Origin of the sequence: Pseudomonas sp. 273 (assembly GCF_029201425.1) — a bacterium.
In the GTDB taxonomy this organism is placed as follows: Bacteria; Pseudomonadota; Gammaproteobacteria; order Pseudomonadales; family Pseudomonadaceae; genus Pseudomonas; species Pseudomonas delhiensis.
Genome location: NZ_CP116775.1, coordinates 1,469,353 through 1,490,801, shown reverse-complemented (window position 1 = coordinate 1,490,801; position 21,449 = coordinate 1,469,353). Strand labels below are relative to the sequence as shown.

20 protein-coding genes and 2 pseudogenes are annotated in these 21,449 nt (G+C 67.6%); 3 read left to right on the top strand and 19 right to left on the bottom strand.

Annotated elements, in window-relative coordinates; translation table 11 throughout:
• Positions 1–35: 35 nt before the first annotated feature.
• The 3 genes from PKO50_RS07260 to PKO50_RS07250 are packed head-to-tail and all read right to left on the bottom strand — an operon-like array spanning position 36 to position 2,935.
• Positions 36–1,358: a TRAP transporter large permease gene (locus PKO50_RS07260; RefSeq protein WP_109935404.1), complete on the bottom strand. Its 1,323-nt coding sequence runs from the start codon at positions 1,356–1,358 to the stop codon at positions 36–38.
• Positions 1,355–1,891, bottom strand: coding sequence for a TRAP transporter small permease subunit (locus PKO50_RS07255; RefSeq protein ID WP_089393979.1), 537 nt, complete (start codon positions 1,889–1,891; stop codon positions 1,355–1,357). The genes PKO50_RS07260 and PKO50_RS07255 overlap by 4 nt, the downstream gene beginning before the upstream one ends.
• A 12-nt stretch (positions 1,892–1,903) precedes the next feature.
• Positions 1,904–2,935 carry a TRAP transporter substrate-binding protein gene (locus PKO50_RS07250; protein WP_109935406.1) on the bottom strand — a complete coding sequence of 344 codons (1,032 nt, stop codon included), beginning with the start codon at positions 2,933–2,935 and terminating at the stop codon, positions 1,904–1,906.
• A 352-nt stretch (positions 2,936–3,287) separates the two neighbouring features.
• Here PKO50_RS07250 and PKO50_RS07245 point away from each other — a divergent pair, with 352 nt between their 5' ends.
• Positions 3,288–4,547, top strand: coding sequence for an OprD family porin (locus tag PKO50_RS07245; protein ID WP_275629241.1), 1,260 nt, complete (start codon positions 3,288–3,290; stop codon positions 4,545–4,547).
• A 3-nt stretch (positions 4,548–4,550) separates the two neighbouring features.
• Here the strand turns inward: PKO50_RS07245 and PKO50_RS07240 are convergent, their stop codons facing one another.
• The 13 genes and pseudogenes from PKO50_RS07240 to PKO50_RS07180 form a co-directional block, all read right to left on the bottom strand.
• Positions 4,551–5,372: a hypothetical protein gene (locus PKO50_RS07240; protein ID WP_275629240.1), complete on the bottom strand. Its 822-nt coding sequence runs from the start codon at positions 5,370–5,372 to the stop codon at positions 4,551–4,553.
• A gap of 125 nt (positions 5,373–5,497) precedes the next feature.
• Complete coding sequence (flhB, locus tag PKO50_RS07235) at positions 5,498–6,634, bottom strand: flagellar biosynthesis protein FlhB (RefSeq protein WP_275629239.1); 1,137 nt, start codon at positions 6,632–6,634, stop codon at positions 5,498–5,500.
• Positions 6,634–7,410, bottom strand: a complete 777-nt coding sequence (fliR, locus tag PKO50_RS07230; protein WP_089393974.1) for a flagellar biosynthetic protein FliR — start codon at positions 7,408–7,410, stop codon at positions 6,634–6,636. The genes flhB and fliR overlap by 1 nt, the downstream gene beginning before the upstream one ends.
• Entirely contained in the window at positions 7,410–7,679 is a 270-nt protein-coding gene (fliQ, locus tag PKO50_RS07225) for a flagellar biosynthesis protein FliQ (RefSeq protein WP_009621633.1), read from the bottom strand. The genes fliR and fliQ overlap by 1 nt, the downstream gene beginning before the upstream one ends.
• A 19-nt stretch (positions 7,680–7,698) precedes the next feature.
• A complete protein-coding gene (gene fliP, locus PKO50_RS07220; protein ID WP_275629238.1) occupies positions 7,699–8,478 on the bottom strand; it encodes a flagellar type III secretion system pore protein FliP in 780 nt (259 codons plus the stop codon).
• Positions 8,475–8,957, bottom strand: coding sequence for a flagellar biosynthetic protein FliO (gene fliO / locus PKO50_RS07215; protein WP_275630435.1), 483 nt, complete (start codon positions 8,955–8,957; stop codon positions 8,475–8,477). The genes fliP and fliO overlap by 4 nt, the downstream gene beginning before the upstream one ends.
• 2 nt (positions 8,958–8,959) lie before the next feature.
• Positions 8,960–9,427 carry a flagellar motor switch protein FliN gene (fliN, locus tag PKO50_RS07210; protein WP_009621630.1) on the bottom strand — a complete coding sequence of 156 codons (468 nt, stop codon included), beginning with the start codon at positions 9,425–9,427 and terminating at the stop codon, positions 8,960–8,962.
• 25 nt (positions 9,428–9,452) lie between these two features.
• The gene (gene fliM, locus PKO50_RS07205) at positions 9,453–10,424 is read right to left on the bottom strand and encodes a flagellar motor switch protein FliM (RefSeq protein WP_089393971.1); all 972 of its coding nucleotides are present in this window, start codon (positions 10,422–10,424) and stop codon (positions 9,453–9,455) included.
• 10 nt (positions 10,425–10,434) lie between these two features.
• Positions 10,435–10,946: pseudogene (gene fliL / locus PKO50_RS07200) on the bottom strand (flagellar basal body-associated protein FliL).
• A gap of 308 nt (positions 10,947–11,254) precedes the next feature.
• Positions 11,255–12,526 carry a flagellar hook-length control protein FliK gene (locus PKO50_RS07195; protein WP_109935411.1) on the bottom strand — a complete coding sequence of 424 codons (1,272 nt, stop codon included), beginning with the start codon at positions 12,524–12,526 and terminating at the stop codon, positions 11,255–11,257.
• Positions 12,527–12,598: 72 nt separating this feature from the next.
• Positions 12,599–12,949, bottom strand: coding sequence for an Hpt domain-containing protein (locus tag PKO50_RS07190; RefSeq protein WP_074977072.1), 351 nt, complete (start codon positions 12,947–12,949; stop codon positions 12,599–12,601).
• Positions 12,950–13,002: 53 nt separating this feature from the next.
• A complete protein-coding gene (locus PKO50_RS07185; protein ID WP_275629237.1) occupies positions 13,003–14,703 on the bottom strand; it encodes a fused response regulator/phosphatase in 1,701 nt (566 codons plus the stop codon).
• Between the two features lie 12 nt (positions 14,704–14,715).
• On the bottom strand, positions 14,716–15,021 hold the full coding sequence (locus PKO50_RS07180) for an STAS domain-containing protein (protein ID WP_109935414.1): 306 nt from the start codon (positions 15,019–15,021) through the stop codon (positions 14,716–14,718).
• Positions 15,022–15,235: 214 nt separating this feature from the next.
• Here PKO50_RS07180 and PKO50_RS07175 point away from each other — a divergent pair, with 214 nt between their 5' ends.
• Entirely contained in the window at positions 15,236–15,949 is a 714-nt protein-coding gene (locus tag PKO50_RS07175; protein WP_275629236.1) for a TorF family putative porin, read from the top strand.
• 824 nt (positions 15,950–16,773) lie between these two features.
• Here PKO50_RS07175 and PKO50_RS07170 read toward each other — a convergent pair.
• Positions 16,774–17,772, bottom strand: coding sequence for an AraC family transcriptional regulator (locus PKO50_RS07170; RefSeq protein WP_275629235.1), 999 nt, complete (start codon positions 17,770–17,772; stop codon positions 16,774–16,776).
• A gap of 129 nt (positions 17,773–17,901) precedes the next feature.
• Between PKO50_RS07170 and PKO50_RS07165 the strand changes: the two genes are divergently transcribed.
• The gene (locus PKO50_RS07165) at positions 17,902–18,219 is read left to right on the top strand and encodes an Mpo1-like protein (RefSeq protein ID WP_089393963.1); all 318 of its coding nucleotides are present in this window, start codon (positions 17,902–17,904) and stop codon (positions 18,217–18,219) included.
• Positions 18,220–18,314: 95 nt separating this feature from the next.
• Here PKO50_RS07165 and PKO50_RS07160 read toward each other — a convergent pair whose 3' ends face one another.
• Positions 18,315–18,701: an ankyrin repeat domain-containing protein gene (locus PKO50_RS07160; protein WP_275629234.1), complete on the bottom strand. Its 387-nt coding sequence runs from the start codon at positions 18,699–18,701 to the stop codon at positions 18,315–18,317.
• Positions 18,685–21,443 (bottom strand): annotated as a pseudogene (locus PKO50_RS07155) (RHS repeat-associated core domain-containing protein). Before PKO50_RS07155 ends, PKO50_RS07160 begins: the two are co-directional and overlap by 17 nt.
• Between the last annotated feature and the right edge of the window lie 6 nt (positions 21,444–21,449).

The window sequence follows — 21,449 nt, the reverse complement described above, 5'->3', positions numbered from 1 at the left end:
GGTTATCCGCCTTACGGTCGAGTGGGCTCTCCGGTTCAGAAGCTCAACAACCAGAGCGACAACCCCGGCACCAGCACCAGCAGCACGATGCGCAGCAGGTCCGAGGCCAGGAACGGCAGCACGCCCTTGGCCGTTTCCATGTAGGGCACGTCCTTCGCCAGCCTGTTGACGATGAACAGGTTCATCCCCAGCGGCGGGTGGATCAGGCCGATCTCCACCACCATCAGCGCCAGGATGCCGAACCAGATGGACTTCTCCCCGGCCGTCAGGTCGAAGAACTCCAGGCCCATGATCATCGGGTAGAAGATCGGGATGGTCAGCAGGATCATCGCCAGCGAGTCCATCACGCAGCCCAGCATCAGGTAGATCAGCAGGATCACCGCCAGCACCAGCAGCGGCGCCAGGCCGCTGTCGCGGACCCAGGTGGCCAGTTCCACCGGCATCTGCGTCAGGGCCAGGCCGGAGTTGAGCAGGTCGGCGCCCAGCAGCACCAGGAAGATCATGGCGCTGGCCTCGGCGGTGCCGGTCAGGCTCTTGCCCAGCCCGTCCCAGCGCATGCCGCCGCGCAGCACCGCCAGCAGGCCGCAGGCCGCGGCGCCGATGGAGGCCGCCTCGGTGGGGTTGGCCCAGCCGCCGTAGATGCCGACGATCACCACCAGGAAGATCGCCAGGATCGGCAGGATCTGCACGAAGGCCGCCAGCCGCTCGCGGCCGCTGGCCTTGGGCGCCGGCTGGCAGGCGTTGGGGTCGCGGGCGACCTGGATGCGGATCACCAGCATGTAGCCGATCACCGCGACCAGCGCCGGCAGCATGGCGGCGACGAACAGCTTGGCGATGGATTCCTGGGTCAGCACCGCGTAGATGATCAGCGGCACCGACGGCGGGATGAGGATGCCCAGGGTGCCGCCAGCCGCCACCGAAGCGGTGGCCAGGCGCCCGGAGTACTTGTGCCGCGCAAGCTCCGGCAGGGCCACCTGGCCCATGGTCGCCGCGGTGGCCAGGGACGAGCCGCAGATCGCCCCGAAGCCGGCGCAGGCGCCCACCGCCGACAGCGCAAGGCCCCCGCGCCAGTGGCCGATGAAGGCCGAGGCGCAGCGGAACAGCGCCTTCGACAGGCCGCCGTGGGTGGCGAACTGGCCCATCAGCACGAACAGCGGGATCACCGCCAGGTCGTAGTTGGACAGGCGCGCGTAGGCCAGGTTGTTGAGGGTGTAGAGCAAGGCGCCGAGGTCGCCCTGGTTGATCACCAGGAAGCACAGCGCGCCGGCCAGGAACATCGCCACCCCGACCTGCACGCGCAGCACCAGCATCGCCAGCAGCCCGGCGAACATCCACAGGCCAAGGGCCATTCCGCTCATCGCACGGCTCCTTCATCCAGCAAGGCCAGCAGGCTGCGGCACAGGGCGCACAGGCACAGCAGCGCCAGGCTCGGCACCACCAGCGCCAGGGGGATCCAGTGCGGCACCGCCAGCAGGGTGCTGCTGTCCTGGTTGGCGTGGGCCTCCAGCACCTGCAGCCCGGTGCGCCAGGCCAGCACCGCGGCGACCGCGGCGAACAGCAGGTGCGCCAGGGCGTCGAGCCCGCGGCGCACGGCCAGGGGCATCCAGTTGGAGAACATCTCCACGCGGATGTGGCCGTTGCGGATCTCGCACAGCGGCAGGAAGGCGGCGATGGCCACCGCCGCCCCCATCTCCAGCAGCTCCATGTCGCCGGTAACCGGCGTCGACCACAGCTTGCGGCCGATGATGGACACCAGGGACATGCCCACCAGGGCCAGCAGCACGGCGCCGCCGGCGTAGGCGAAGCCCTGCGCCACGGCCTCCAGCAGGCGCACCGGCAGGCCCTTGCTGCGTACCGGCACGGCGCCTTCCAGGGACAGCATCTCGCTCATCGCGGCCACCCCTTACAGCTCGACGCCGGCGGTCCGGGACAGCTCGCGCAGCTGCTCGGCCAGTTGCCTGCCCGCCAGCCCCTTGCCCTCGGCATCGGCCACCCACTCGGCGGTGACCTTGTCGCCTGCCTCGCGCAGGCGCTGGTAGGCCGCCGGCTCGAAGCTGGCCACGCTGTCCTTGGCGACCATCTCGCGGGCCCTCGCCAGCTCGCCGTCCCAGGCTTCGCCGAAGCGCTGCACCAGGGCCTCGCCGCTGTTGCGGTCGAGGATCGCCTTGAGGTCGTCGGGCATGCGCTCGTAGCTGCGCGGGTTCATCAGCATGCCCAGCAGGGTGATGGAGAAGGTCGGGCGGCCCTCCGGCACGTCGGTGTGATGCTGCGTCACCTCGTCGAGCTTCAGCGCCGGGATCAGCTCCCAGCTGGCCAGGGCGCCGTCGATCACGCCCTTGGACAGCGACTCGGTGAGCTGCGCCGCCGGCATGCTCACCGGCGCCGCGCCCAGGCCCGTGACCAGGCGGGCGCTCATGCGCGAGGAGGCGCGCAGCTTCAGGCCCTTGAGGTCTTCCAGCTGGCGCACCGCCTTGCCGGTGGTGTGCAGCTGCATGCCACCGTCGCTGTGCAGGGCCAGCACGCGGTAGCCCTTGTAATCGTCCTGCAGGGCCTGCTGGTAGAACTGCCAGATGATCTTCGAGGCCTGCACGCCGTTGGCCGGCAGCATGAACGGCAGCTCCACCGCCTCGCTGCGCGGGAAGCGCCCGGGCGAGTAGCCGGGGGCGGTCCAGACGATGTCCACCACGCCGTTGCGCACCTGGTCCGGCAGTTGCCCCGGGGTGCCGCCGAGCTGCATGGAGGGGTAGATCTGGCACTGGATGCGCTGCTCCGACTCGCGGGCCAGGGTGTCGCACCAGGGCTGGATGACGTGCTGCTGGGCGTTGGAGCTGGCCGGGAGGAAGTGCGCGATCTTCAGCGTCACGCGCTCGGCCGCCAGGGCCGGGGCCAGGCTGCCACAGGCGAGCAGCAGGGCCAGGAAGGAGGATTTCTTCATGCCGTTACCTCGGTGTTGTTCTTATCGTCGGGCGGACACCTGGCGGCGTCCGGGAAGGGCTAGATTCAGGCACATCGTTAACACTTTAACAATATGCTCATTGTGCGAGGTGGCGCAATGCCGTCGTGACAAATGTAACAAGATGTCAGTCGGCCACTGCGGAATGCCAGTTATTCCGCGGGTTTCGACTTTATAGAACAGGCGCTTCCGGGCCCCCATAGGAAAATGCCCGATCTGCGGGGCGAAAGCTCCCGCTCGCTCACGCATATCGTTAACAAATTAATTATGTGATAAAACCCCTTCCCGCAGGCCCCCGCCGGGGGTGCAGAACAAGAACAACAAGGGAAGAACCATGTCCGCCACACACACTCAGAAGCGCATTCCATTCCATTACGGCCTGCTGGCCGCGAGCCTGCTGCCGCTGGCCGCCCAGGCTGACTTCATCGACGACAGCAGCGGCCGCCTGGACCTGCGCAACTTCTACCAGCTGCGCGACTACCGCCAGGACAACGCCGCGCAATCCCAGGCCGGCAACTGGTCCCAGGCCTTCGTCCTGCGCCTGCAGTCGGGCTTCACCGAGGGCCCCATCGGCTTCGGCCTGGACGCCACCGGGCTGCTCGGCGTCAAGCTCGATTCCGGCCGCGGGCGCAGCGGCGACGGCACCCTGCCCTTCGGGCCGAACTCGCGCGAGCCGGTGGACGACTACAGCCATGCCGGGCTGACCGCCAAGCTGCGCTACTCGAAGACGCAGCTGAACATCGGCCTGCTGGAGCCGCAGCTGCCGGTGGTGTTCCGCGACGACGTGCGGCTGATGCCGCAGACCTTCGACGGCGCCCTGCTGACCTCCAACGAGGTCGACAGGCTGACGCTCACCGCCGGCCAGCTGTGGAAGTCGCGCACCCGCGAGTCGGCGGGCAACGACGACATGTACATCATGGGCCGCAGCAAGGCCTTCGCCAGCGACGAGTTCAACCTCGCCGGCGCCAGCTACGCCTTCACCCCGAACCTGACCGCCAGCTACTTCTACGGCCAGCTCAAGGACATCTACCAGCAGCACTTCTACGGCCTGGTGCACACCCTGCCGCTGGCCGAGGGCGTGTCGCTGCGCAGCGACCTGCGCTACTTCGACAGCGACGACGACGGCCAGGCGATCTCGGGCCCGGTGGACAACCGCAACCTCAGCGTGATGTTCACCCTGCGCGCCGGCGCCCATGCCATCGGCGTGGCCTACCAGGACATGATGGGCGACGACGGCTTCCCCACCCTCAACGGCTACACCCCGCCCTACTCGCACAACCTGATGACCATCCAGACCTTCACCCAGCCCGGGGAGAAGTCCTGGCAGCTGCGCTACGACTACGACTTCGCCTCCCTCGGCATCCCCGGCCTGAGCTTCATGACCCGTTACACCCGCGGCGACGACATCCGCCGCGGCGCGGGGCTGGAGGACGGCCACGAGTACGAGCGCGACACCGACCTGGCCTACACCCTGCAGGATGGGCCGCTCAAGGGGCTGTCGCTGCGCTGGCGCAACGTCACCGCGCGCAGCAGCCACGGCGCGGACATGGACGAGAACCGCCTGATCGCCAACTACAGCATCCCCATCTGGTGAGCCTCAGGCGGCCGCCCGCCGCCGGGCGCGCGGGTCACCGGGCAGGTAGCCGCCGGTGATCAGCCGCCAGGCCTCCGAGGTGCGCTTGCCGGGCACCCCGTCGATCTTGACGAAGACGCCCGGGAAGCTGTTCAACCAGGTCTGCAGTTCCTCCACCCGGCGCACCTCGGCCGCGTCTTCCGACAGGCTCATGGAGTAGTTCACCAGCAGCGGCCGGGCCGCGCTCGGCTTCGGCTGGTCGACGAACTCCAGCAGGCCGCGCTCGGCCATGCGCCGCAGCAGCACCGCGGCGCCGCACTGCTTGGACTGGGCGCTGTCGGACCAGGTGCCGTCCTGCACGTACTTGCCGCTCTGGTAGTGGTTGCAATAGCTCCACAGGTAGGGCGAGAGCACATGGGGGTGGTACAGCCGGTAGCCGAAGCCGTTGTAGGCCTCCAGTTGGTAGAGGGTGCCGGCCAGGCTCCAGTCGGTGGCCGCGCCCAGGCGCTTCAGGCGCAGGGCGTCCTCGGCGCTTTCCTCCCAGGTGAAGGGCGGCTTGCCCTCCTTCGGCCGCCCCGCCGGCACCTGCACGGTGCGCGCCGTCAGCGGGTCGCCGTTGTGCAGGTGGCGGTCGAAGCGCAGGCCGCTTTCCATGCAGTGCACCACGCCGATGAAGCCCCAGGGGATGCCCAGGGCCTTGCCGACCTCGGCGTAGCGCGGCTGGTTGTCCTCGATGCGCTCGACCAGCGCCTCCACCTCGGCGGCGCGCGCCGGGCGGATCTGGCAACTATTGAAAAGTTGTTCGTATTCGCCGCGCAGCGCGGCGGTCAGCAATACCTTGGCCATGGCAGCAATCCCGTGGTTGTGATCCGACTCCGTTCAGGTCGTACCACGGCAAGCGCCACCGGCCCTCAAGGGAAAGTGAAGGCCGCCAGCGGCAGCCGTCAATGGCGGGCGACGAACGCGGTGCGTCATTCGTCGCGGCGCAGGTCCGGCGGGATGGGTACTTCGGGCATCGGCCCCGGGCGCTTGCCCTTGCCGGCGCGGAACTGCTTGAGCTGGTAGACGTAGGCCAGCACTTGGGCCACCGCCAGGTAGAGGCCGGCGGGAATCTCCTGGTCCAGTTCGGTGGAGTAGTAGACCGCACGGGCCAGGGCTGGCGACTCCAGCACCGTGACCTTGTGCTCCTGGGCCACCTCGCGGATCTTCAGGGCCAGGAAGTCGTTGCCCTTGGCCAGCAGGCGCGGCGCGCCGCCGGCCTTGGCATCGTACTTCAGGGCCACGGCGAAGTGCGTCGGGTTGGTGATCACCACGTCGGCCTCGGGCACCGCTTGCATCATGCGCCGCTGCGCCATCTCGCGCTGCAGGCGGCGGACCTTGGCCTTGACCTCGGGCTTGCCCTCGGAGTCCTTGTACTCGTCGCGCACTTCCTGCTTGGTCATCAGCAGCTTCTGGCGGTTGTCCCAGAGCTGGTAGGGCACGTCCACGGCGGCGATCAGCAGCAGGCTGCAGGCCATCCAGAAGGCGCTCCAGCCCACCACCTTGACGCTTTCCACGATGGCCGTGTGCAACGGCTGGTGCAGCAGCGCCAGCAGGGCCTCCTTGTCCGAGCGCAGCACCAGCACCGCCACCGCCAGCACCACCACGAACTTGATCAGCGCCTTGAACAGCTCCAGCACCGACTTGCTGGAGAACATCCGCTTGATCCCCTCCAGCGGGTTCATGCGGCTGAACTTGGGCGCCAGGGCCTGGCCGGAGAACAGCCAGCCGCCCAGGGCGATGGGGCCGACGATGGCGGCGAAGAGCAGCACCAGCAAGATCGGCCAGAGCCCCTCGGCGGCCCCGCGCGCGGCGGTGCCCAGCAGGCGCAGCATGCTTTCGCTGTTCATCGCCGTCTCGCGGGACAGCTCGAAGCTGCCGCGCATCACCCCCATCAGCACCTCGGCCAGGTGCGCGCCGTAGGCCAGCAGCGCGCCGGCCCCGGCCATCAGCACGGCCAGGGTGTTGAGCTCCCGGGAACGCGGCAGCTGGCCTTTCTCGCGGGCCTCGCGGCGGCGTTTCTCTGTGGGTTCCTCCGTCTTGTCCTGGCCGCTCTCGCTTTCCGCCATCAGCGCGCTCCCACCAGTTCACGGAGCAGCGCCAGGGCCTCGCGGACGAGGTCCTGGTACTGCGAGAGGATTTCGGCGGTGCCGATCCAGACGATGACGAAGCCCATCACCAGGGTCAGCGGGAAGCCGATGGAGAAGATGTTCAGTTGCGGCGCGGCGCGGGTCATGGCGCCGAAGGCGAGGTTCACCACCAGCAGCGCGGTGACCGCCGGCAGGGCGATCAGCAGGCCACCGCCGAGCACCCAGCCGAGCTTGCCGGCCACGGTGTACAGGTGCTCGCCGGAGAGGCCCTGGCCCACCGGCAGGGTGACGAAGCTCTCGGCGATCACCTCCAGCACCACCAGGTGGCCGTTCATGGCCAGGAACAGCAGGGTCACCAGCAGGCTGAAGAACTGCCCCATCACCGGCACCGAGATGCCGTTGGCCGGATCCACGGTGGAGGCGAAGCCCAGGCCCATCTGCATCGACAGCAGCTGCCCGGCGACCACGAACACATGGAAGAACAGCTGCAGGGTGAAGCCGAGCATGGCGCCGATCAGCACCTGCTCGCCCACCAGCAGCATAGCCCGCAGGTTCAGGGCGTCGACCTGGGGCATCGGCGGCAGGGTCGGCACCAGCACCACGGCGATGGCCAGGGACAGGTACAGGCGCACCCGCGCCGGGACCATCTGGTTGCTGAAGATCGGCATGGTCATCAGCAGCGCGGCGATGCGGAACAGCGGCAGCACGAAGCTGCCGACCCAGGCGCCGATCTGCGCGTTGCTCAGCTCCAGCATCAGCCGATCAGCGTGGGGATGCTGGTGATCAGGCCCTGGGTGTACTCCATCAGCTCGCGCACCAGCCAGGGGCCCAGGACGATCAGCGTGCCGAGGGTCACCAGCAGGCGCGGCAGGAAGCTCAGGGTCTGCTCGTTGATCTGCGTGGCGGCCTGGAACATGGCCACCACCAGGCCCACCAGCAGGCTCGGCAGCACCAGGATGGCGACCATCATGGCGGTCAGCCAGAGTGCCTGGCGGAACAGGTCGACGGCGACTTCCGGGGTCATGGCGCGCCCTCCTCTCTAGTCAAACGGTGCCGAAGCTGCCGGCCAGGGTGCCGATGATCAGCGCCCAGCCGTCCACCAGGACGAACAGCATGATCTTGAACGGCAGCGAGATGATCAGCGGCGACAGCATCATCATGCCCATGGCCATGAGCACGCTGGCCACCACCAGGTCGATGATCAGGAACGGGATGAAGATCATGAAGCCGATCTGGAACGCGGTCTTCAGCTCCGAGGTGACGAAGGCCGGGACCAGGATGGTCAGCGGCGTGGCGTCGGCGTTGGCGATGTCGGTGCGCTTGGACAGGCGCACGAACAGGTCCAGGTCCGACTGCCGGGTCTGCGCCAGCATGAACGACTTCAGCGGCACCTCGGCGCGGCTCAGCGCCTCCGGGGCCTGGATCTGCTCGTTCAGGTAGGGCTGCAGCGCGGTGCTGTTGACCTTGTCGAACACCGGCGCCATGACGAACAGGGTGAGGAACAGCGCAAGGCCCACGAGAATCTGGTTCGACGGCGTGGTCTGCAGGCCCAGCGCCTGGCGCAGGATGGCGAAGACGATGATGATCCGGGTGAAGCTGGTCATCAGCATGACGAACGCCGGGATGAAGCTCAGCGCCGTCATGATCAGCAGGATCTGCAGGCTGACCGAGTATTCCTGCTGGCCCTGCGGGTTGGTGGTCACGGTGATCGCCGACACCTGCAGCGGGTCGGCGGCGAAGGCCTGGGGCGCGAGCAGCGCCAGCAGCACGGCCAGCAGCGGCAGGCAGCGGCGCAGCGCCTGCGGGAAGGCGGGGAAGCTCATTGCGGGCGGCCCTTGTCCTTGTTCAGCAGCTCCAGCAGGCGCTGGGCGAACTCCGGCGGCGCCGGCTGCTCGCCGGCCTCGACGCCGCGCACCGGCTCCTTGAGCACGTGCAGCGGGGTGATGCGCCCCGGCGTCAGGCCGAGGAGGATCTGCTCCTCGCCCACCTGCACCAGCAGCAGGCGGTCGCGCGGGCTCAGGGCCTGGCTGGCCACCAGCTTGATCGCCTGGTTGCCGCGCGGGCCGATCTGCTGCACGCGGCGCACCAGCCAGGCGAGCAGGAAGATCAGCGCCACCACCAGCACCAGGCCGAACAGCAGCTGCAGCAGCTGGGCCCCGGCGCTGCCGGTGATCAGGCTCGGCGAGGCGCTGGCGTGGACGATGGCCGGCGCCGGCGCGGCGGCCGGCTCGTCCGCGGCCCGGGCCAGCGGCAACAACCCCGCCAGCGGCAGGGCGCAGAACAGTGCGAGCAGGCGGGCCATCATCAGCGCAGCTTCTTGATGCGTTCGCTGGGGCTGATCACGTCGGTCAGGCGGATGCCGAACTTCTCGTTCACCACCACCACCTCGCCGTGGGCGATCAGGGTGCCGTTGACCAGCACGTCCAGCGGCTCGCCGGCCAGGCGGTCGAGCTCGATCACCGAGCCCTGGTTGAGCTGCAGCAGGTTGCGGATGGTGATGTCGGTGTGGCCGACCTCCATGGAGATGGTCACCGGGATGTCGAGGATGACGTCCAGGTTCGGCCCTTCCAGGCCGGCGATGGTCGGCGCCCGCGGCGCCATGCCGAACTCCTCCATGGGCGCGCGCGGCGCCACCGGGGCGGCCGGCGCGGCGTTGCCGGCCATCATCGCGTCGATGTCGTCCTGGCTGGCGTCGCCCGCCTCGGACAGGGCCGCGGCCCATTCGTCCGCCAGGGCCTGCTCCTCGGGGGTCACTTTGTCTTCATCTGCCATTGTCGGGTCCTCTGGGGGGATGCGCTCAGCGCGGGCGCTCGAGCGGATCGAGAATCTGGAAGGCCAGGTTGCCCTTGTGCGAACCCAGCTTGACCTTGAAGGAAGGCACGCCGTTGGCGCGCATCACCATGAATTCGGGCATCTCCACCGGGATCACGTCGCCCGGCTGCATGTGCAGGATGTCGCGCAGGCGCAGCTGGCGGCGCACCACGGTGGCGTCCACCGGCACGTTGACGTCGAGGATGTCCTCGCGCAGGGCGTTGAGCCAGCGCTCGTCCTGGTCGTCGACGTCGGACTGGAAGCCGGCGTCGAGCATCTCGCGGATTGGCTCGATCATCGCGTAGGGCACGGTGATGTGCAGGTCGCCGCCGCCGCCGTCCAGCTCGATGTGGAAGGTGGAGACCACCACCACCTCGCTGGGGCTGACGATGTTGGCCATGGCCGGGTTCACTTCCGAGTTGACGTACTCGAAGGTGATCGGCAGCACCGCGCTCCAGGCCTCGGCGAGGTCGACAAAGGCCTGCTCGATGACCATGCGCACCACCCGCAGCTCGGTGGGGGTGAACTCGCGGCCCTCGATCTTGGCGTGGCGGCCGTCGCCGCCGAAGAAGTTGTCCACCAGCTTGAACACCAGCTTGGCGTCGAGGATGAACAGCGCGGTGCCGCGCAGCGGCTTCATCTTCACCAGGTTGAGGCTGGTGGGCACGTACAGCGAGTGCACGTACTCGCCGAACTTCATCACCTGCACGCCGCCCACGGCAACGTCGGCCGAGCGCCGCAGCAGGTTGAACATGCTGATGCGGGTGTAGCGGGCGAAGCGCTCGTTGATCATCTCCAGGGTCGGCATGCGACCGCGGACGATGCGGTCCTGGCTGGTCAGGTCGTAGGACTTGACCGCCGTGGGGTCGGAATCGGCTTCGGTTTCCACCAGGCCGTCGTCGACGCCGTGCAGCAGCGCGTCGATTTCGTCCTGGGAGAGCAGATCTTGCACGGCCATGGCGGCTTACCTACTGGAGTACGAAATTGGTGAAAAGCACCTGTTCCACGGTCAACTGACCGGTGGCCTTCTTGGCCAGTTCCTGGATGCTGGCGGTCGCCTGCTGTCGCAGCATCTCCTTGCCCACCGGGGTGGTCAAGGTGTCGAAATTCTGGCTGGAGAACAGCATCACCAGCTGGTTGCGCACCAGCGGCATCTGTTCGCGCAGGGCGTCCAGCTGGGCCTGGTCGCGGCCCATCAGGGCCACGGCGACCTGCAGGTAGCGCTGCCGCCCGCCCTGGTTGAAGTTGACCACGAAAGATGGCGCCAGCACCTCGTAGAGCGCCGGTTTCTTGCCGCTGCCGGCCTCGGCCACCGGTGCCTCGGCGGGCTTGGCGCCACGGCTGAGGAAGAACCAGGTGCCCCCACCGACGCCCCGACCGCCAGCAGGAAGGCCAGGCCCAGGATGATGATGAGCTTGAGCCGGCCCTTGCCGGCGCCGCCCTCGGCGGGTGGAGTGGTCTGCTGATCGTTCTTAGCCATGCCAGAAATCCGTCACTTGCGCGGTCCGTTGCCTGTCTGGAAAGACAGGAGCAAGGGCTGTGCCAGGTCATGCCCGGCCGCCGCGGCGGATATTACAGGCTGCCGATGGGCGGAGCGAGGGGGGACAGGTGAAGCGGCGGATAACCGCGAACGGTTATTCGCCCTACGTCAGGAGCGGGCCTGGCGTAGGGCGCATAACGCCTACGGCGTTATCCGCCGTTTGGCCTGCAAGGCGCCCCTGTAGGAGCGGGCCCTGCCCGCGATTCGCGCGCAGGGCGCGCTCCTACAAGGGAACGGCGGGGCCGGCGTCAGGCGTAATAATCCACCATCCCCAGCCCGCCCAGCTGCGGCCGCGCGCGGATCTCGCTGACGCCGCTGAGCATGGGCTCGTCGTCACCCTCCGCCGCCGTGGCCGAACCGCCGCGGCCATTGCCCTGCTGCTGGCCCTGCCCTTGCCAGCCGCGGGCCAGGGACTGGTCGGAGACGTTGACGTTGACCTGGTTCATGCCCTGCTGGCCGAGCATCTCGCGCAGGCGGTGCTGCTGGCTGTCCAGGGCCTCGCGCACGCCGGCGCTGGCGCTGGCGAAGGTCACCTGGGTCTGGTCGCTGGTCATGTGGATGCGCACTTCCAGGCGCCCGAGGTCGGCCGGCTCCATCTGGATGTCGGCGGACTTCAGGTTCTGGCTGGACATCCACATCACCCGGTCCACCACCTGGTCGGTCCAGCCGTTCTGCTGCATGGCCACCGGCTGGCCGGGCACCTGCGGGTTGACCGGGCGGCTGGTGAGCGCCTGCTGGGTGCCGTTGAGCGCCTGGGTCATGGCCTCCAGGCGATGGGCGAAGGCCTCGTTGCGCGGCTCGGTCTTGGGCTGGCCGACGCTGTCGGCCAATTGCCCGGCCAGCTCGCCGGCTGCGTCGGCGGTCTTGGTTTCCGTCGAACCCTGGGCGTCCTTGAGGCCGGCCAGCAGGCTGGTCATGTCCAGCTTGGCGTCGCCCTTGCCCTGGCCGTCGGCCAGCTTGAGGTTGAGCTCGCCCTTGCCGGCAGTGGGCAGCTGCAGGGCCTGGGTCACCTCCTCGGCGCCCGCTTCCGGCAACAGGGCCACGCCCTGGGCCTGGTTGAGCTTCTGCAGGTCGCCGTCGCTGTTGGCAGCATCGAGCTGGCCCTGGCCGAGTTGCGTGGCGCCGTCCTGCACCGTCGGCTGCACGCCCATGGCCAGCGCCAGCAGCGGGTCGAGGCTGGGGTCGGGCGGCTGCTGGCCGTCGTCCGTCGACGCCTGCTCCTGGGCCGGCAAGGGCTTGCCGCCTTCGGCAACCTTTGGCTGCTCGCTGCCGGCTTCCGGCGCCTTGGCGCTGTCCTTGGCGGGCGCGTCATCCTGAGCGCGCGGCTTGTCGCCCTTGGCCTTGGCCTGGGCCTGCGGGCGCTCCTTGGCGGCCGGCCGGCTTTCCTGGGCGTACACGTCGGCGAAGCTGGAACCCTTGTCGTTGCTGGTGTTGGCCGAATCCTGCGCGGCCCTGGACGGGGATGTCCGGGGGCTTGGCGGCGGGGTCGGCGAAAGTAGGATGTCCGGGGCGACAGCCATCGGCGATCTCCGTTTCGTTTGCGTCGATGACACGGAGATAGCAAGGGCCGGGCCAGTTTCCCGGGTCGCCCGTCAGGAACGTTGCAGGCGCTGCTGGCGCAGCAGGATGCGGACGATGGCGAACTCGCGCTCGACCTGCTCGATCAGCCCGGCGGCCTTGGCCATGTCGCCCTGCCGGGCGGCGTCTTCCAGGCGCTTGCACAGGGCGGCCAGGGCCGGCGCGCCCATGTTGCCGCAGCTGCCCTTGAAGCTGTGCGCGGCGTGGCGCAGGGCCTGGCCGTCGAGTTCGGCCAGGGCCTCGTGGAGGTTGCGCAGGCGCTCCTCGGAGTCGCCGATGAAGGTGTCGAGCAACAGCGGAAACTCTTCCGCCATCACCTCCCGCAAAGCCTTCAGTACCGCATCGTCGAGATGCACATCGGACATTCGCTCGCTCCCTGGCCACCCATGGCCAGGGCCGGCGCACGGGAAGTGCCGGATTATGCCTGAGCGGACCAGAAAAACTCCACGGACACCGACTTGCCGTCCCCCGACCACTGGCAGCGGTCGGCCAGGCTGCGTATCAAGGTCAGGCCGCGGCCGCTGAAGGCGCCCGGCACGCAGTGCGCCTGGGCCTGCAGCACGGCATTGACGTCGAAGCCGTTGCCGCTGTCGTCCACCCGCACCAGCAGGCGGCCGCCATCGCCATGGGGGGCGAGGTCGATGTGGAAGCGCACGAAGCCGTGGTCGAGGCTTTCCAGGCGCTTGCGGCGCTCCTCGTAGTAGCGGGCGAAGCCCTGGGCGTCGCACTTCAGGCGCGACTCCAGGCCCATCACGCCGTGCTCCAGGGCGTTGGAGTACAGCTCGGCGAGCACCGTGTAGAGGGCACTGCCGCGGGGGCGCAGGTCATGCACCTCCATCAGCAGCTGCAGCAGGAACGGCAAGGGGTTGAAGTGGCGCAGCGTCGGGGCGCGGAACTCGAAGCTGCAGGACCAGTCCTGGGTGCCGCCCAGCCCGCTTTCGGAAAACGCCAGGGGCGGCCGCTGCAGGCTGGCGTCGGGCACCAGGGCCACTTCCAGCATGCTCAGGTCGTCCTGGGCCTCGCCGCGGAAGCGCACCAGCGCCGCCTTCACCCCCTCGAACAGCCGCGAACCGTCGCGCTGCTCCTCGAACACCTGGCGCAGGCGCTGCTCGCCGAACATCTCGCCCTGCGGGTTGCGGGCCTCCAGCACCCCGTCGGAGAACAGCAGCACGCGGTCGCCGTCCTCCATGGGGAAGACCTCGCAGCCCTCGTCGAAGGCCGCCGGCTCGAGGATGCCCAGCGGCAGGTGGCGCGACACCAGGGGCTGCAGCTCGCGGCCCTGGCGGAACAGGTAGCCGTCGGGCAGGCCGCCGTTCCACACCTCCAGCAGGCCGCGCTGGAAGCTCAGGTTGAGCATGCTGGCGCAGCAGAACACCCCCACCGGCAGGATGCGCTTCAGCTTGGCGTTCATCTCGCGGAGGATGTCGGCGATCGGGTAGCCCTTGGCGGTCATGCCGTAGAACACCTCGGCCAGCGGCATGGCGCCGATGGCCGCCGGCAGGCCGTGGCCGGTGAAGTCGCCGAGCAGCACGTGCATGCCGCCGGAGGGCTTGTAGGCGGCCAGCAGCAGGTCGCCGTTGAACAGCGCGAAGGGCGACTGCAGGTAGCGGATGTTCGGCGCGTTCAGGCAGCCGGAGTGCGCCACCTTGTCGAACACCGCCTTGGCCACCCGCTGCTCGTTGAGCAGGTGCTCGTTGTGCCGGGCGATCAGGTCGCGCTGCGCCAGCACCTCGCGCTGCAGGTGGTGCAGGCGGCCCATGGCGCGGATCTTGGCTTCGAGGATCACCCGGTTGTAGGGCTTGGAGAGGAAGTCGTCGCCGCCGGCCTCCAGGCTCTGCACCAGCGCCTCGGTCTCGGTCAGCGAGGTGAGGAAGATGATCGGCACCAGCTCCTCGCCGGCCTGGCGGCGGATCCGCCGCGCCGCCTCGAAGCCGTCCATCACCGGCATCAGGGCGTCCATCAGCACCAGCTGCGGACGCTCCTGCTCGAACAGCGCCAGGGCCTCCAGGCCGTTGGCGGCGGTCAGCACGCGGTGCCCCTGGCGGCTGACGATGGTGGACAGCAGCAGGCGGTCGGCGGCGTTGTCGTCGGCGATCAGGACCGTGAGGAAGTTGGCCATGACCGCCACGGCTCAGGAAATGCGGAACAGTTGTTCGAAGTTGGAGATGGAGAGGATCTTGCGCACGTCCGGGCTGCAGTGCACCAGGCTGATTTGCGCATGTTCGCCGCCGGCGTGGTCGCGCAGCAGCAGGAGCATGCCCAGCGCCGAGCTGTCCAGGTAGGTGGCGCCCTTGAGGTCGACGACGTAGCGTTGCGGGGTGGTCTCGACGCGCTCGTAGGCGTCGCGGAATTCCTGGTGCGCACCGAAGTCGAAGCGGCCCTGGACCACGATGGTCAGTTCCTGGCCGTCGGCCGAGGGTACGGATGTGATGGCCATGGAGGCCTCCCTGCTGAATGGAGTGCGCATGCTGGGGAAGATTTAGCAGCTAGACCGCGGCCCGGCAACCTCCACGAGCGCCGGCACGAAAAGGTTCGATCCGGCCGACAAATGGACCGCCGGTCATTGCCTGGTCGATGAATGGATTTACCCTGTAAAGGTGCGGAGGGGACCGCACCTGCCAAGGAGCATTTCGAAGACCAAGGGGGGAGCCATGATCATCCAACGTCTGCTGCTGGGCGCCTCGCTGTGCGCCAGCCTGGCCGCCAACGCCCAGGTCATGCAGCGCCAGCTGGGCGACTTCGACCTCAAGCTCGCCAACTCGCCGACCCGCAGCATGGCCCAGGGCCTGGTCCAGCCCGGCGGCCTGGACAGCCTGCACGGCGGGCTGGACGCCAGCCACGACTCGGGCTGGTACTTCGGCGGCTGGGCCGCCAACCTGGAACCGGACAAGCCCACCGAAGTCGACTCCTACGCCGGCTTCAAGCGCCCGCTGGGCAATGGCCGCCTCGGCTACGAGCTGGGCAGCATCCGCTACGTGCACCCGCAGCGGCCGGACCTGGACACCCAGGACGTCTACGGTGGCCTGTCGATCTTCGGCAGCCGCCTGGGCGCCGCCTACAGCAACAGCGCCGGGCGCAGCAGCGCCACCCTGTTCGCCAACCTGGGCCTGACGCCGCCGCTGGGCTTCGACCTGACGCTGAAGTACGCCAGCTACAGCCTGGAGAACCCGGTGAACGTGGCTAATGGCTACGTCAGCGGCTTCAACGACTGGTCGGTGAACCTCAGCCGCCCCTGGCTGGGCCTGGACCTGAACTTCTCCTACAGCGGCAGCAGCCTGAGCGGCACGGACTGCAGCGCCTACTCGGGGCACAACGCCTACTGCGACAGCGCGGTCACCTTCAAGGCGTCGCGGTCGTTCTTTTGAAGCACGGTGGATGAACGATCCTCGTCATTCCCGCGAACGCGGGACGTGGCTCCATCGCGAACAGCACTTGCGCTGGCCCGAAGGGGAATAACCCAGGCCGTGCCACCGGGGCGTCCGGCGTGGCCGGTGAATCCAATCGCGGACGGAGTCCGCTCCTACGCCCGTGCTACCTGGAACCGTAGGAGCGGACTCTGTCCGCGATTCGGCGGATAACGCCGTAGGCGTTATCCGCCCTACGGGGAGGCCGGGAGCTTCGTGATTTCGCATCACGCCGAACGGTCCCCTCTCCCGCTTGCGGGGGAGGGTTAGGGAGGGGGACGGAGTCAGGGTTCGCGAGCAAGCTCGCTCCTACGAAGAGCAGTGCCGCTCTTGATTTTGGACTTCCAGAGAAACCACCGAGCGCACCGGAACGCCCCTTCAGAAGGCCGAGCGAAACCGGCGCTCAGGAGGTCATGCGACATGGATGTCGCTAGAGCCCCGATGGGCTACAGGGACGTACCCTCGGGGCGGGCCTCCGTGGCGGGGGAATTCGTGAGGGTAGCCCGGCTCCATCGGGCCCGTATGCGGGGCAAGCCTTTTTGGTTACTTTTGTGGCGACTGACAAAAGTGACTCGCCCGAGGGGGCGAAACAAGAAACATCAACGCACTCGGAGCGGCGCGCTACACCAAGCCCCCACGCTTCTGGGTTTCCGCGTTCGCGGGAATGACGAGAAGTAGGGCGCATCGAACAACGGCGGATAACCGCGAACGGTTATTCGCCCTACGGTCGAGCACAGCCGTAGGAGCGGACTCCGTCCGCGATTATCCCCACCCCCGCGAGCCCCCTACAACCGCTCCCGATACTCCCCCGGCGTCACCCCGAACCAGCGGCGGAACGCGCGGAAAAAGTTGCTCGGCTCGGAAAACCCCAGCAGGTAGGCGATCTCCAACAGCGTCATGTGCGGCGTCGCCAGGTACTGCTGGGCCAGCTCGCGACGGGTATCGTCGAGCAGTTGCTGGTAGCTGCTGCCCTCCTCCTGCAGGCGCCGCTGCAGGGTGCGCTCGGACAGGTGGAGAATCTCCGCCACCACCTCGCGCCGCGGCTCGCCCTGGGGCAGCAGGCGGCACAGCACCTGGCGCGTCTGGTGGCTGAAGCGGCTGCTGGCGAAGCGCGCCAGGTACTCGCCGGCGAAGCGGTCGTGCAGGTGCGCCAGCTCGGCATTGGCCGTCGGCAGCGGGGCGTTCATGTCCTCATGGGAAAACAGCAGGGCGCACTGCTCGTGGCCAAAACTCATCGGCGCCTGGAACAGCGCCTGATAGGGCGCCGGGTCCAGCGACGGCTCGCCGGCCAGGCGCACCTCCAGCGGGCGGATGTCGCGCCCGGTGATCCAGCGCACCAGGGCGATCATGCTCGCCAGGGCGCTCTCCGCACTCTGCCGCGGCGGCAACAGGCGGTCGCCATGCACCTGCACGCTGTACAGGCAACCCTCTGGCAGGCGCCGGAAGCTCACGTCCGCCCCCTCGGCGATGATCCGCTGGTAACGCTCCAGGCGCTCGAAAGCCTCGGCCAGGGTGCGGCTGGACATCATCGAATAGCCCAGCACCGGGAACGCCGGGGTATGCACGCGGGCGAAGTTCAGGGCGATGGCCGGGTTGCCGCTGCGCTGCACGGCCAGGTGCCACAGGCGCGTCATGTCGTCCTGGGGGAAACGCGCGTCCGGGTCGGCCAGGGCCGCCAGGTCCAGGCCCAGCTCGGCGAACAGCTCGCGGCTGTCCAGCCCCTCCAGCTCGATGGCGAGGAGGATTCCACGAACCCAACTGGACAGGGTGGTACGCTCAGGCATCTCGGTTCTTCTTGTTGTCAGGGCGCGCAAGGAATGGCGGGGATGGATACTAAACTGGCTGCAGGGGTCATCTGCAAGTCACCGGCCGCCTTCGTAGACTGCGGCCATCACAACAACAGGAGGTGCGCCATGGCCACCGACACCGCCGAGCGTTTCCACAGCTTCGCCGAGTTCTACCCCTATTACCTGCAGGAACACAGCAACCCAACCTGCCGCCGCCTGCACTACGTGGGCAGCCTGCTGGTGCTGGCGATCCTCGCCTACGCCATCGCAAGCGGCAACCTGCTGTGGCTCATCGCCCTCCCCTTCGCCGGCTACGGCTTCGCCTGGGTCGGCCACTTCGTCTTCGAAAAGAACCGCCCGGCCACCTTCAAGTACCCGCTGTGGTCGTTCATGGGCGACTGGGTGATGCTCAAGGATGCCTTTACGGGGCGGATTCGGTTCTGAGGCGCTCTTTCGAGAAGCGTCAGTGAAGGAAAAGTAGCCCGGAGCACTACAACCTGTTGCAGGGAGTAGCGCTCCGTATGGATCATGAACCGATCCTAAAAACTATCCTTCTCAAGCAGATGAAGAATCTCACCTTCATCTAAAAGCTTGGCAAGACCTACAGGTGAAACCCCATCATCATTTAGGATTCCAGCATTTGCACCATGCTTTAAAAGATAATCGACTGCATCTATATGACCCTGCTCGACTGCATCGTGCAAGGCTGTATACCCATGTTCTCCCTTGCAATTTATATCTGCTCCCTGGCTCAATACCAAGTGAATCTCATCAATACTTCCCCGTGTTGCAGCAACGTGGATCGGCCTATCCCCGAATAGGCTAACACTATTAACATCAACACACTCCACCCCACTAAACTCGGGAAGACTAGAGTATTCTGCGAGCAGCAACGAAATTTTCTGTTGATCAATCACATTGCTCATCGCACACCCTCCGCAGAAACTCTTTCAGGTTCTCAACTGCCCGCCTAGTATTATTGATCTCAGTAATATGACCAGCATCGTTATCATTGAACCATTTCTTGCTGAAACTCTCACGCAACGCCAAGCATTGCTCAAGCCTCTCTAAATTAGCCCTAGCATCTTTACATTGGTCTCCAGTCGGCGGTATTGGCGACTTGCAGATACGGCTGTACTCCTTACGCTCCCTGGCCTTGTCCGCCGCAGTTCCCGGGCTTGTGCCAACAACAGATGCACCGCCATCTTCATTAGCGCTTTCGTGATAGGCATCCCAGGCAGCATTTGCGCCCCAGGCACCTAACCCAAGACCGATGAGTCCACCAACCACTGCTCCAGGTGGCCCCGCGACAACAAAACCGCCTGCTGCACCAGCCCCAATGGTAGGACTCAATCCGTTAGGATCGATCAACCTTACTGGATTGGAGCCTACATAAGCATAGGTATTCAGCCCCCATCCAGCCCAATCGGATCACTCTCCACATACCGCCCGGTCTGCGGGTCGTAATCGCGGAAGTAGTTGTAGTGCAGGCCGCTTTCGGCGTCGTAGTACTGCCCGGGGAAGCGCAGGTTGACCACGGTGTTGTCCGGGCTGCTGGGCAGGCCGTTGCCGAAGGCGTCGGATTGCCATTGCCAGACCAGGCGCTGGTCGTCGTCGCTGGCCAGCCGCGGAGTGTCCAGGTGGTCGCTGTGCAGGTAGAGCACGCGGGTGTCGCCCGGGTGGCCCTGGGCGTCGTAGGGCGTGCTCAGCGTGGCCAGGGGCAGGCTGTCGAGCCACAGGTAGTGCTGTTCGCGGCGTAGCTGGCCGTCCTCGTAGGCGGCTTCGCCGAGCAGTTGGCCGTCGGGGCCGTAGAGGTAGGTGGTGAAGCCCTGGGCGGTCAGTTTGGCGACACGTTGGCCGTGGGCGTTGTAGCGGTACTGGGCGACTTCCTGGCCGTCGATCCGTACGTTCGCCAGGCGGCCCTGGGCGTCGTAGCCGAGCAGGCGGCTGGCGCGGTCCTGGAGCAGGTTGCCGGTGGCATCGCTGGTCACCGCGTGGCCGTTGAGGGCGGTGAGGCGGTTGCTGTCGCCGGCGTAGCGGTAGCTGTCCTCGAGGGCCTGGCCGTCGGCCAGGCGCGTGACGCTTTTCCCGGTGCGGTTGCCCACGGCGTCGTAGCCGTAGCGGCGCTCGGCCTCGCCACTGCGCTCGGTGGTCAGCCGGTCCAGGGGGTCGTACTGGTAGTCCAGCGTTCCCCAGAGGCTGTGGGCCAGTTGGGTGATGTTGCCGTTGGCGTCGTGCCGGTAGTCGCTCTGCCAGGGGCCGATGTTCTGGCGGACGAGCCGGTAGTCCCGGTCGTACTCGCGGACCAGGCTGATGCCGTTGGCCCAGGTCAGGCGCTGCAGCGGGCCGAAGGGCAGGTAGCCGATGCCGCTGGCCAGGGCGGTGGGCTCGTGGCTGCCCACCGCCAGGCTGGCGCTGCTCGCCTGGCCACCAGCATTGCGCTGATAGCCGAGGGTGTAGCCGGACGGGTAGCCGATGGCGACCAGGCGATCGGCGGCGTCGTACTGGAAGCTCAGGGCTTCTTCCAGCACCTTGCCGTTGACGCTCAGGCTGCGCGCCTGCCGCACCAGGTTGCCGCGCGCGTCGTAGCCATAGGCGAGGCGGCCGCTGCCATCCTCGATGGCCGTGAGGCGGCCGATGCCGTGGTTGCCGTCGGCGCTGTCGTCGTACCGGTAGCGCACGTCGAAGGCCGGGGTGGCCGGGTAGCGGCGCTCGGTCAGGCGATTCAGGGCGTCGTAGCTGAACTCCACCACCACGCCGCGGGCATCGGTCTGGCGGACGATGTTGCCGGCGGCGTCGTACTCGAAGTGGGTGGTGCCGCTGTCGGGGCTGATGCGCTGGGTGAGATTGCCCAGGCCGTCATACCGGTAGCGGGTGGTCACGCCCCGCGGATCGCGGACCTGGGTGAGGTTGTCCTGGGCGTCGTAGGCCAGGGCGGTGACGCCGTCGAGGGCGTCGGTATGGCTGACCAGGCGATCGAGGGCGTCGAACGCCTGGGCGCTGCCGTACTGGCGCGGGTTGGTCTGGCCGGTGGGGTTGTCGTTGAGGTCGTAGCGGTAGCTGTGGGTCTGGCCGGCGCCGACCGCACGCAGCAGCCGGCCGAGTTCGTCGTACACCCACTGCTGCTGGCGCACCAGGCTGCCGCTGGCGTCCTTCAGCCGTTGCGCCGTGCGGTTGCCCTGGGCGTCCACGTCGTATTCCAGACGCTCGCCGAGGTTGTTGACGATGGCTACCAGGCGCCGCGCATCGTCGTAGGTGTAGGCCAGCCAGCTACCGTCGCCGCGGGTCAGGCGGGTGATCTGCCCGACCGCGTCGTGGTCGAAGCGGGTGGTGCTGCCGGCACTGCTGATGGAGGCCAGGCGCGCGTCGATACCGCTGTAGGTCAGGGTACTGACCACGCCGTTGGCATCGGTGAGGGTGCCGGGGTTGCCGCGCTCGTCGTGCCCGCCCAGGCGGGTGACGTGGCCCAGGGCGTTGGTCACCGCGGTGAGGTTGCCCTTGGCGTCGTAGCTGTAGCGGATGACGTCCCGCACGTCGGTGCGCGGGCCGTCGGCGCTCTCGACCAGGCCCAGGGCGTTGTAGCTGTAGGACCAGCTGCGCTCGGCGGCCTGGCCGGGCTGGGCCAGCAGCACCGCCAGGGACAGGGCGCCGAATAGTTTCGTCTTCATGACTGC

Coding starts and splice junctions, on each gene's coding strand:
- PKO50_RS07260 (WP_109935404.1), bottom strand. CDS start 1,358: ATGAGCGGAATGGCCCTTGGCCTGTGGATGTTCGCCGGGCTGCTGGCG.
- PKO50_RS07255 (WP_089393979.1), bottom strand. CDS start 1,891: ATGAGCGAGATGCTGTCCCTGGAAGGCGCCGTGCCGGTACGCAGCAAG.
- PKO50_RS07250 (WP_109935406.1), bottom strand. CDS start 2,935: ATGAAGAAATCCTCCTTCCTGGCCCTGCTGCTCGCCTGTGGCAGCCTG.
- PKO50_RS07245 (WP_275629241.1), top strand. CDS start 3,288: ATGTCCGCCACACACACTCAGAAGCGCATTCCATTCCATTACGGCCTG.
- PKO50_RS07240 (WP_275629240.1), bottom strand. CDS start 5,372: ATGGCCAAGGTATTGCTGACCGCCGCGCTGCGCGGCGAATACGAACAA.
- flhB (WP_275629239.1), bottom strand. CDS start 6,634: ATGGCGGAAAGCGAGAGCGGCCAGGACAAGACGGAGGAACCCACAGAG.
- fliR (WP_089393974.1), bottom strand. CDS start 7,410: ATGCTGGAGCTGAGCAACGCGCAGATCGGCGCCTGGGTCGGCAGCTTC.
- fliQ (WP_009621633.1), bottom strand. CDS start 7,679: ATGACCCCGGAAGTCGCCGTCGACCTGTTCCGCCAGGCACTCTGGCTG.
- fliP (WP_275629238.1), bottom strand. CDS start 8,478: ATGAGCTTCCCCGCCTTCCCGCAGGCGCTGCGCCGCTGCCTGCCGCTG.
- fliO (WP_275630435.1), bottom strand. CDS start 8,957: ATGGCCCGCCTGCTCGCACTGTTCTGCGCCCTGCCGCTGGCGGGGTTG.
- fliN (WP_009621630.1), bottom strand. CDS start 9,427: ATGGCAGATGAAGACAAAGTGACCCCCGAGGAGCAGGCCCTGGCGGAC.
- fliM (WP_089393971.1), bottom strand. CDS start 10,424: ATGGCCGTGCAAGATCTGCTCTCCCAGGACGAAATCGACGCGCTGCTG.
- PKO50_RS07195 (WP_109935411.1), bottom strand. CDS start 12,526: ATGGCTGTCGCCCCGGACATCCTACTTTCGCCGACCCCGCCGCCAAGC.
- PKO50_RS07190 (WP_074977072.1), bottom strand. CDS start 12,949: ATGTCCGATGTGCATCTCGACGATGCGGTACTGAAGGCTTTGCGGGAG.
- PKO50_RS07185 (WP_275629237.1), bottom strand. CDS start 14,703: ATGGCCAACTTCCTCACGGTCCTGATCGCCGACGACAACGCCGCCGAC.
- PKO50_RS07180 (WP_109935414.1), bottom strand. CDS start 15,021: ATGGCCATCACATCCGTACCCTCGGCCGACGGCCAGGAACTGACCATC.
- PKO50_RS07175 (WP_275629236.1), top strand. CDS start 15,236: ATGATCATCCAACGTCTGCTGCTGGGCGCCTCGCTGTGCGCCAGCCTG.
- PKO50_RS07170 (WP_275629235.1), bottom strand. CDS start 17,772: ATGCCTGAGCGTACCACCCTGTCCAGTTGGGTTCGTGGAATCCTCCTC.
- PKO50_RS07165 (WP_089393963.1), top strand. CDS start 17,902: ATGGCCACCGACACCGCCGAGCGTTTCCACAGCTTCGCCGAGTTCTAC.
- PKO50_RS07160 (WP_275629234.1), bottom strand. CDS start 18,701: ATGAGCAATGTGATTGATCAACAGAAAATTTCGTTGCTGCTCGCAGAA.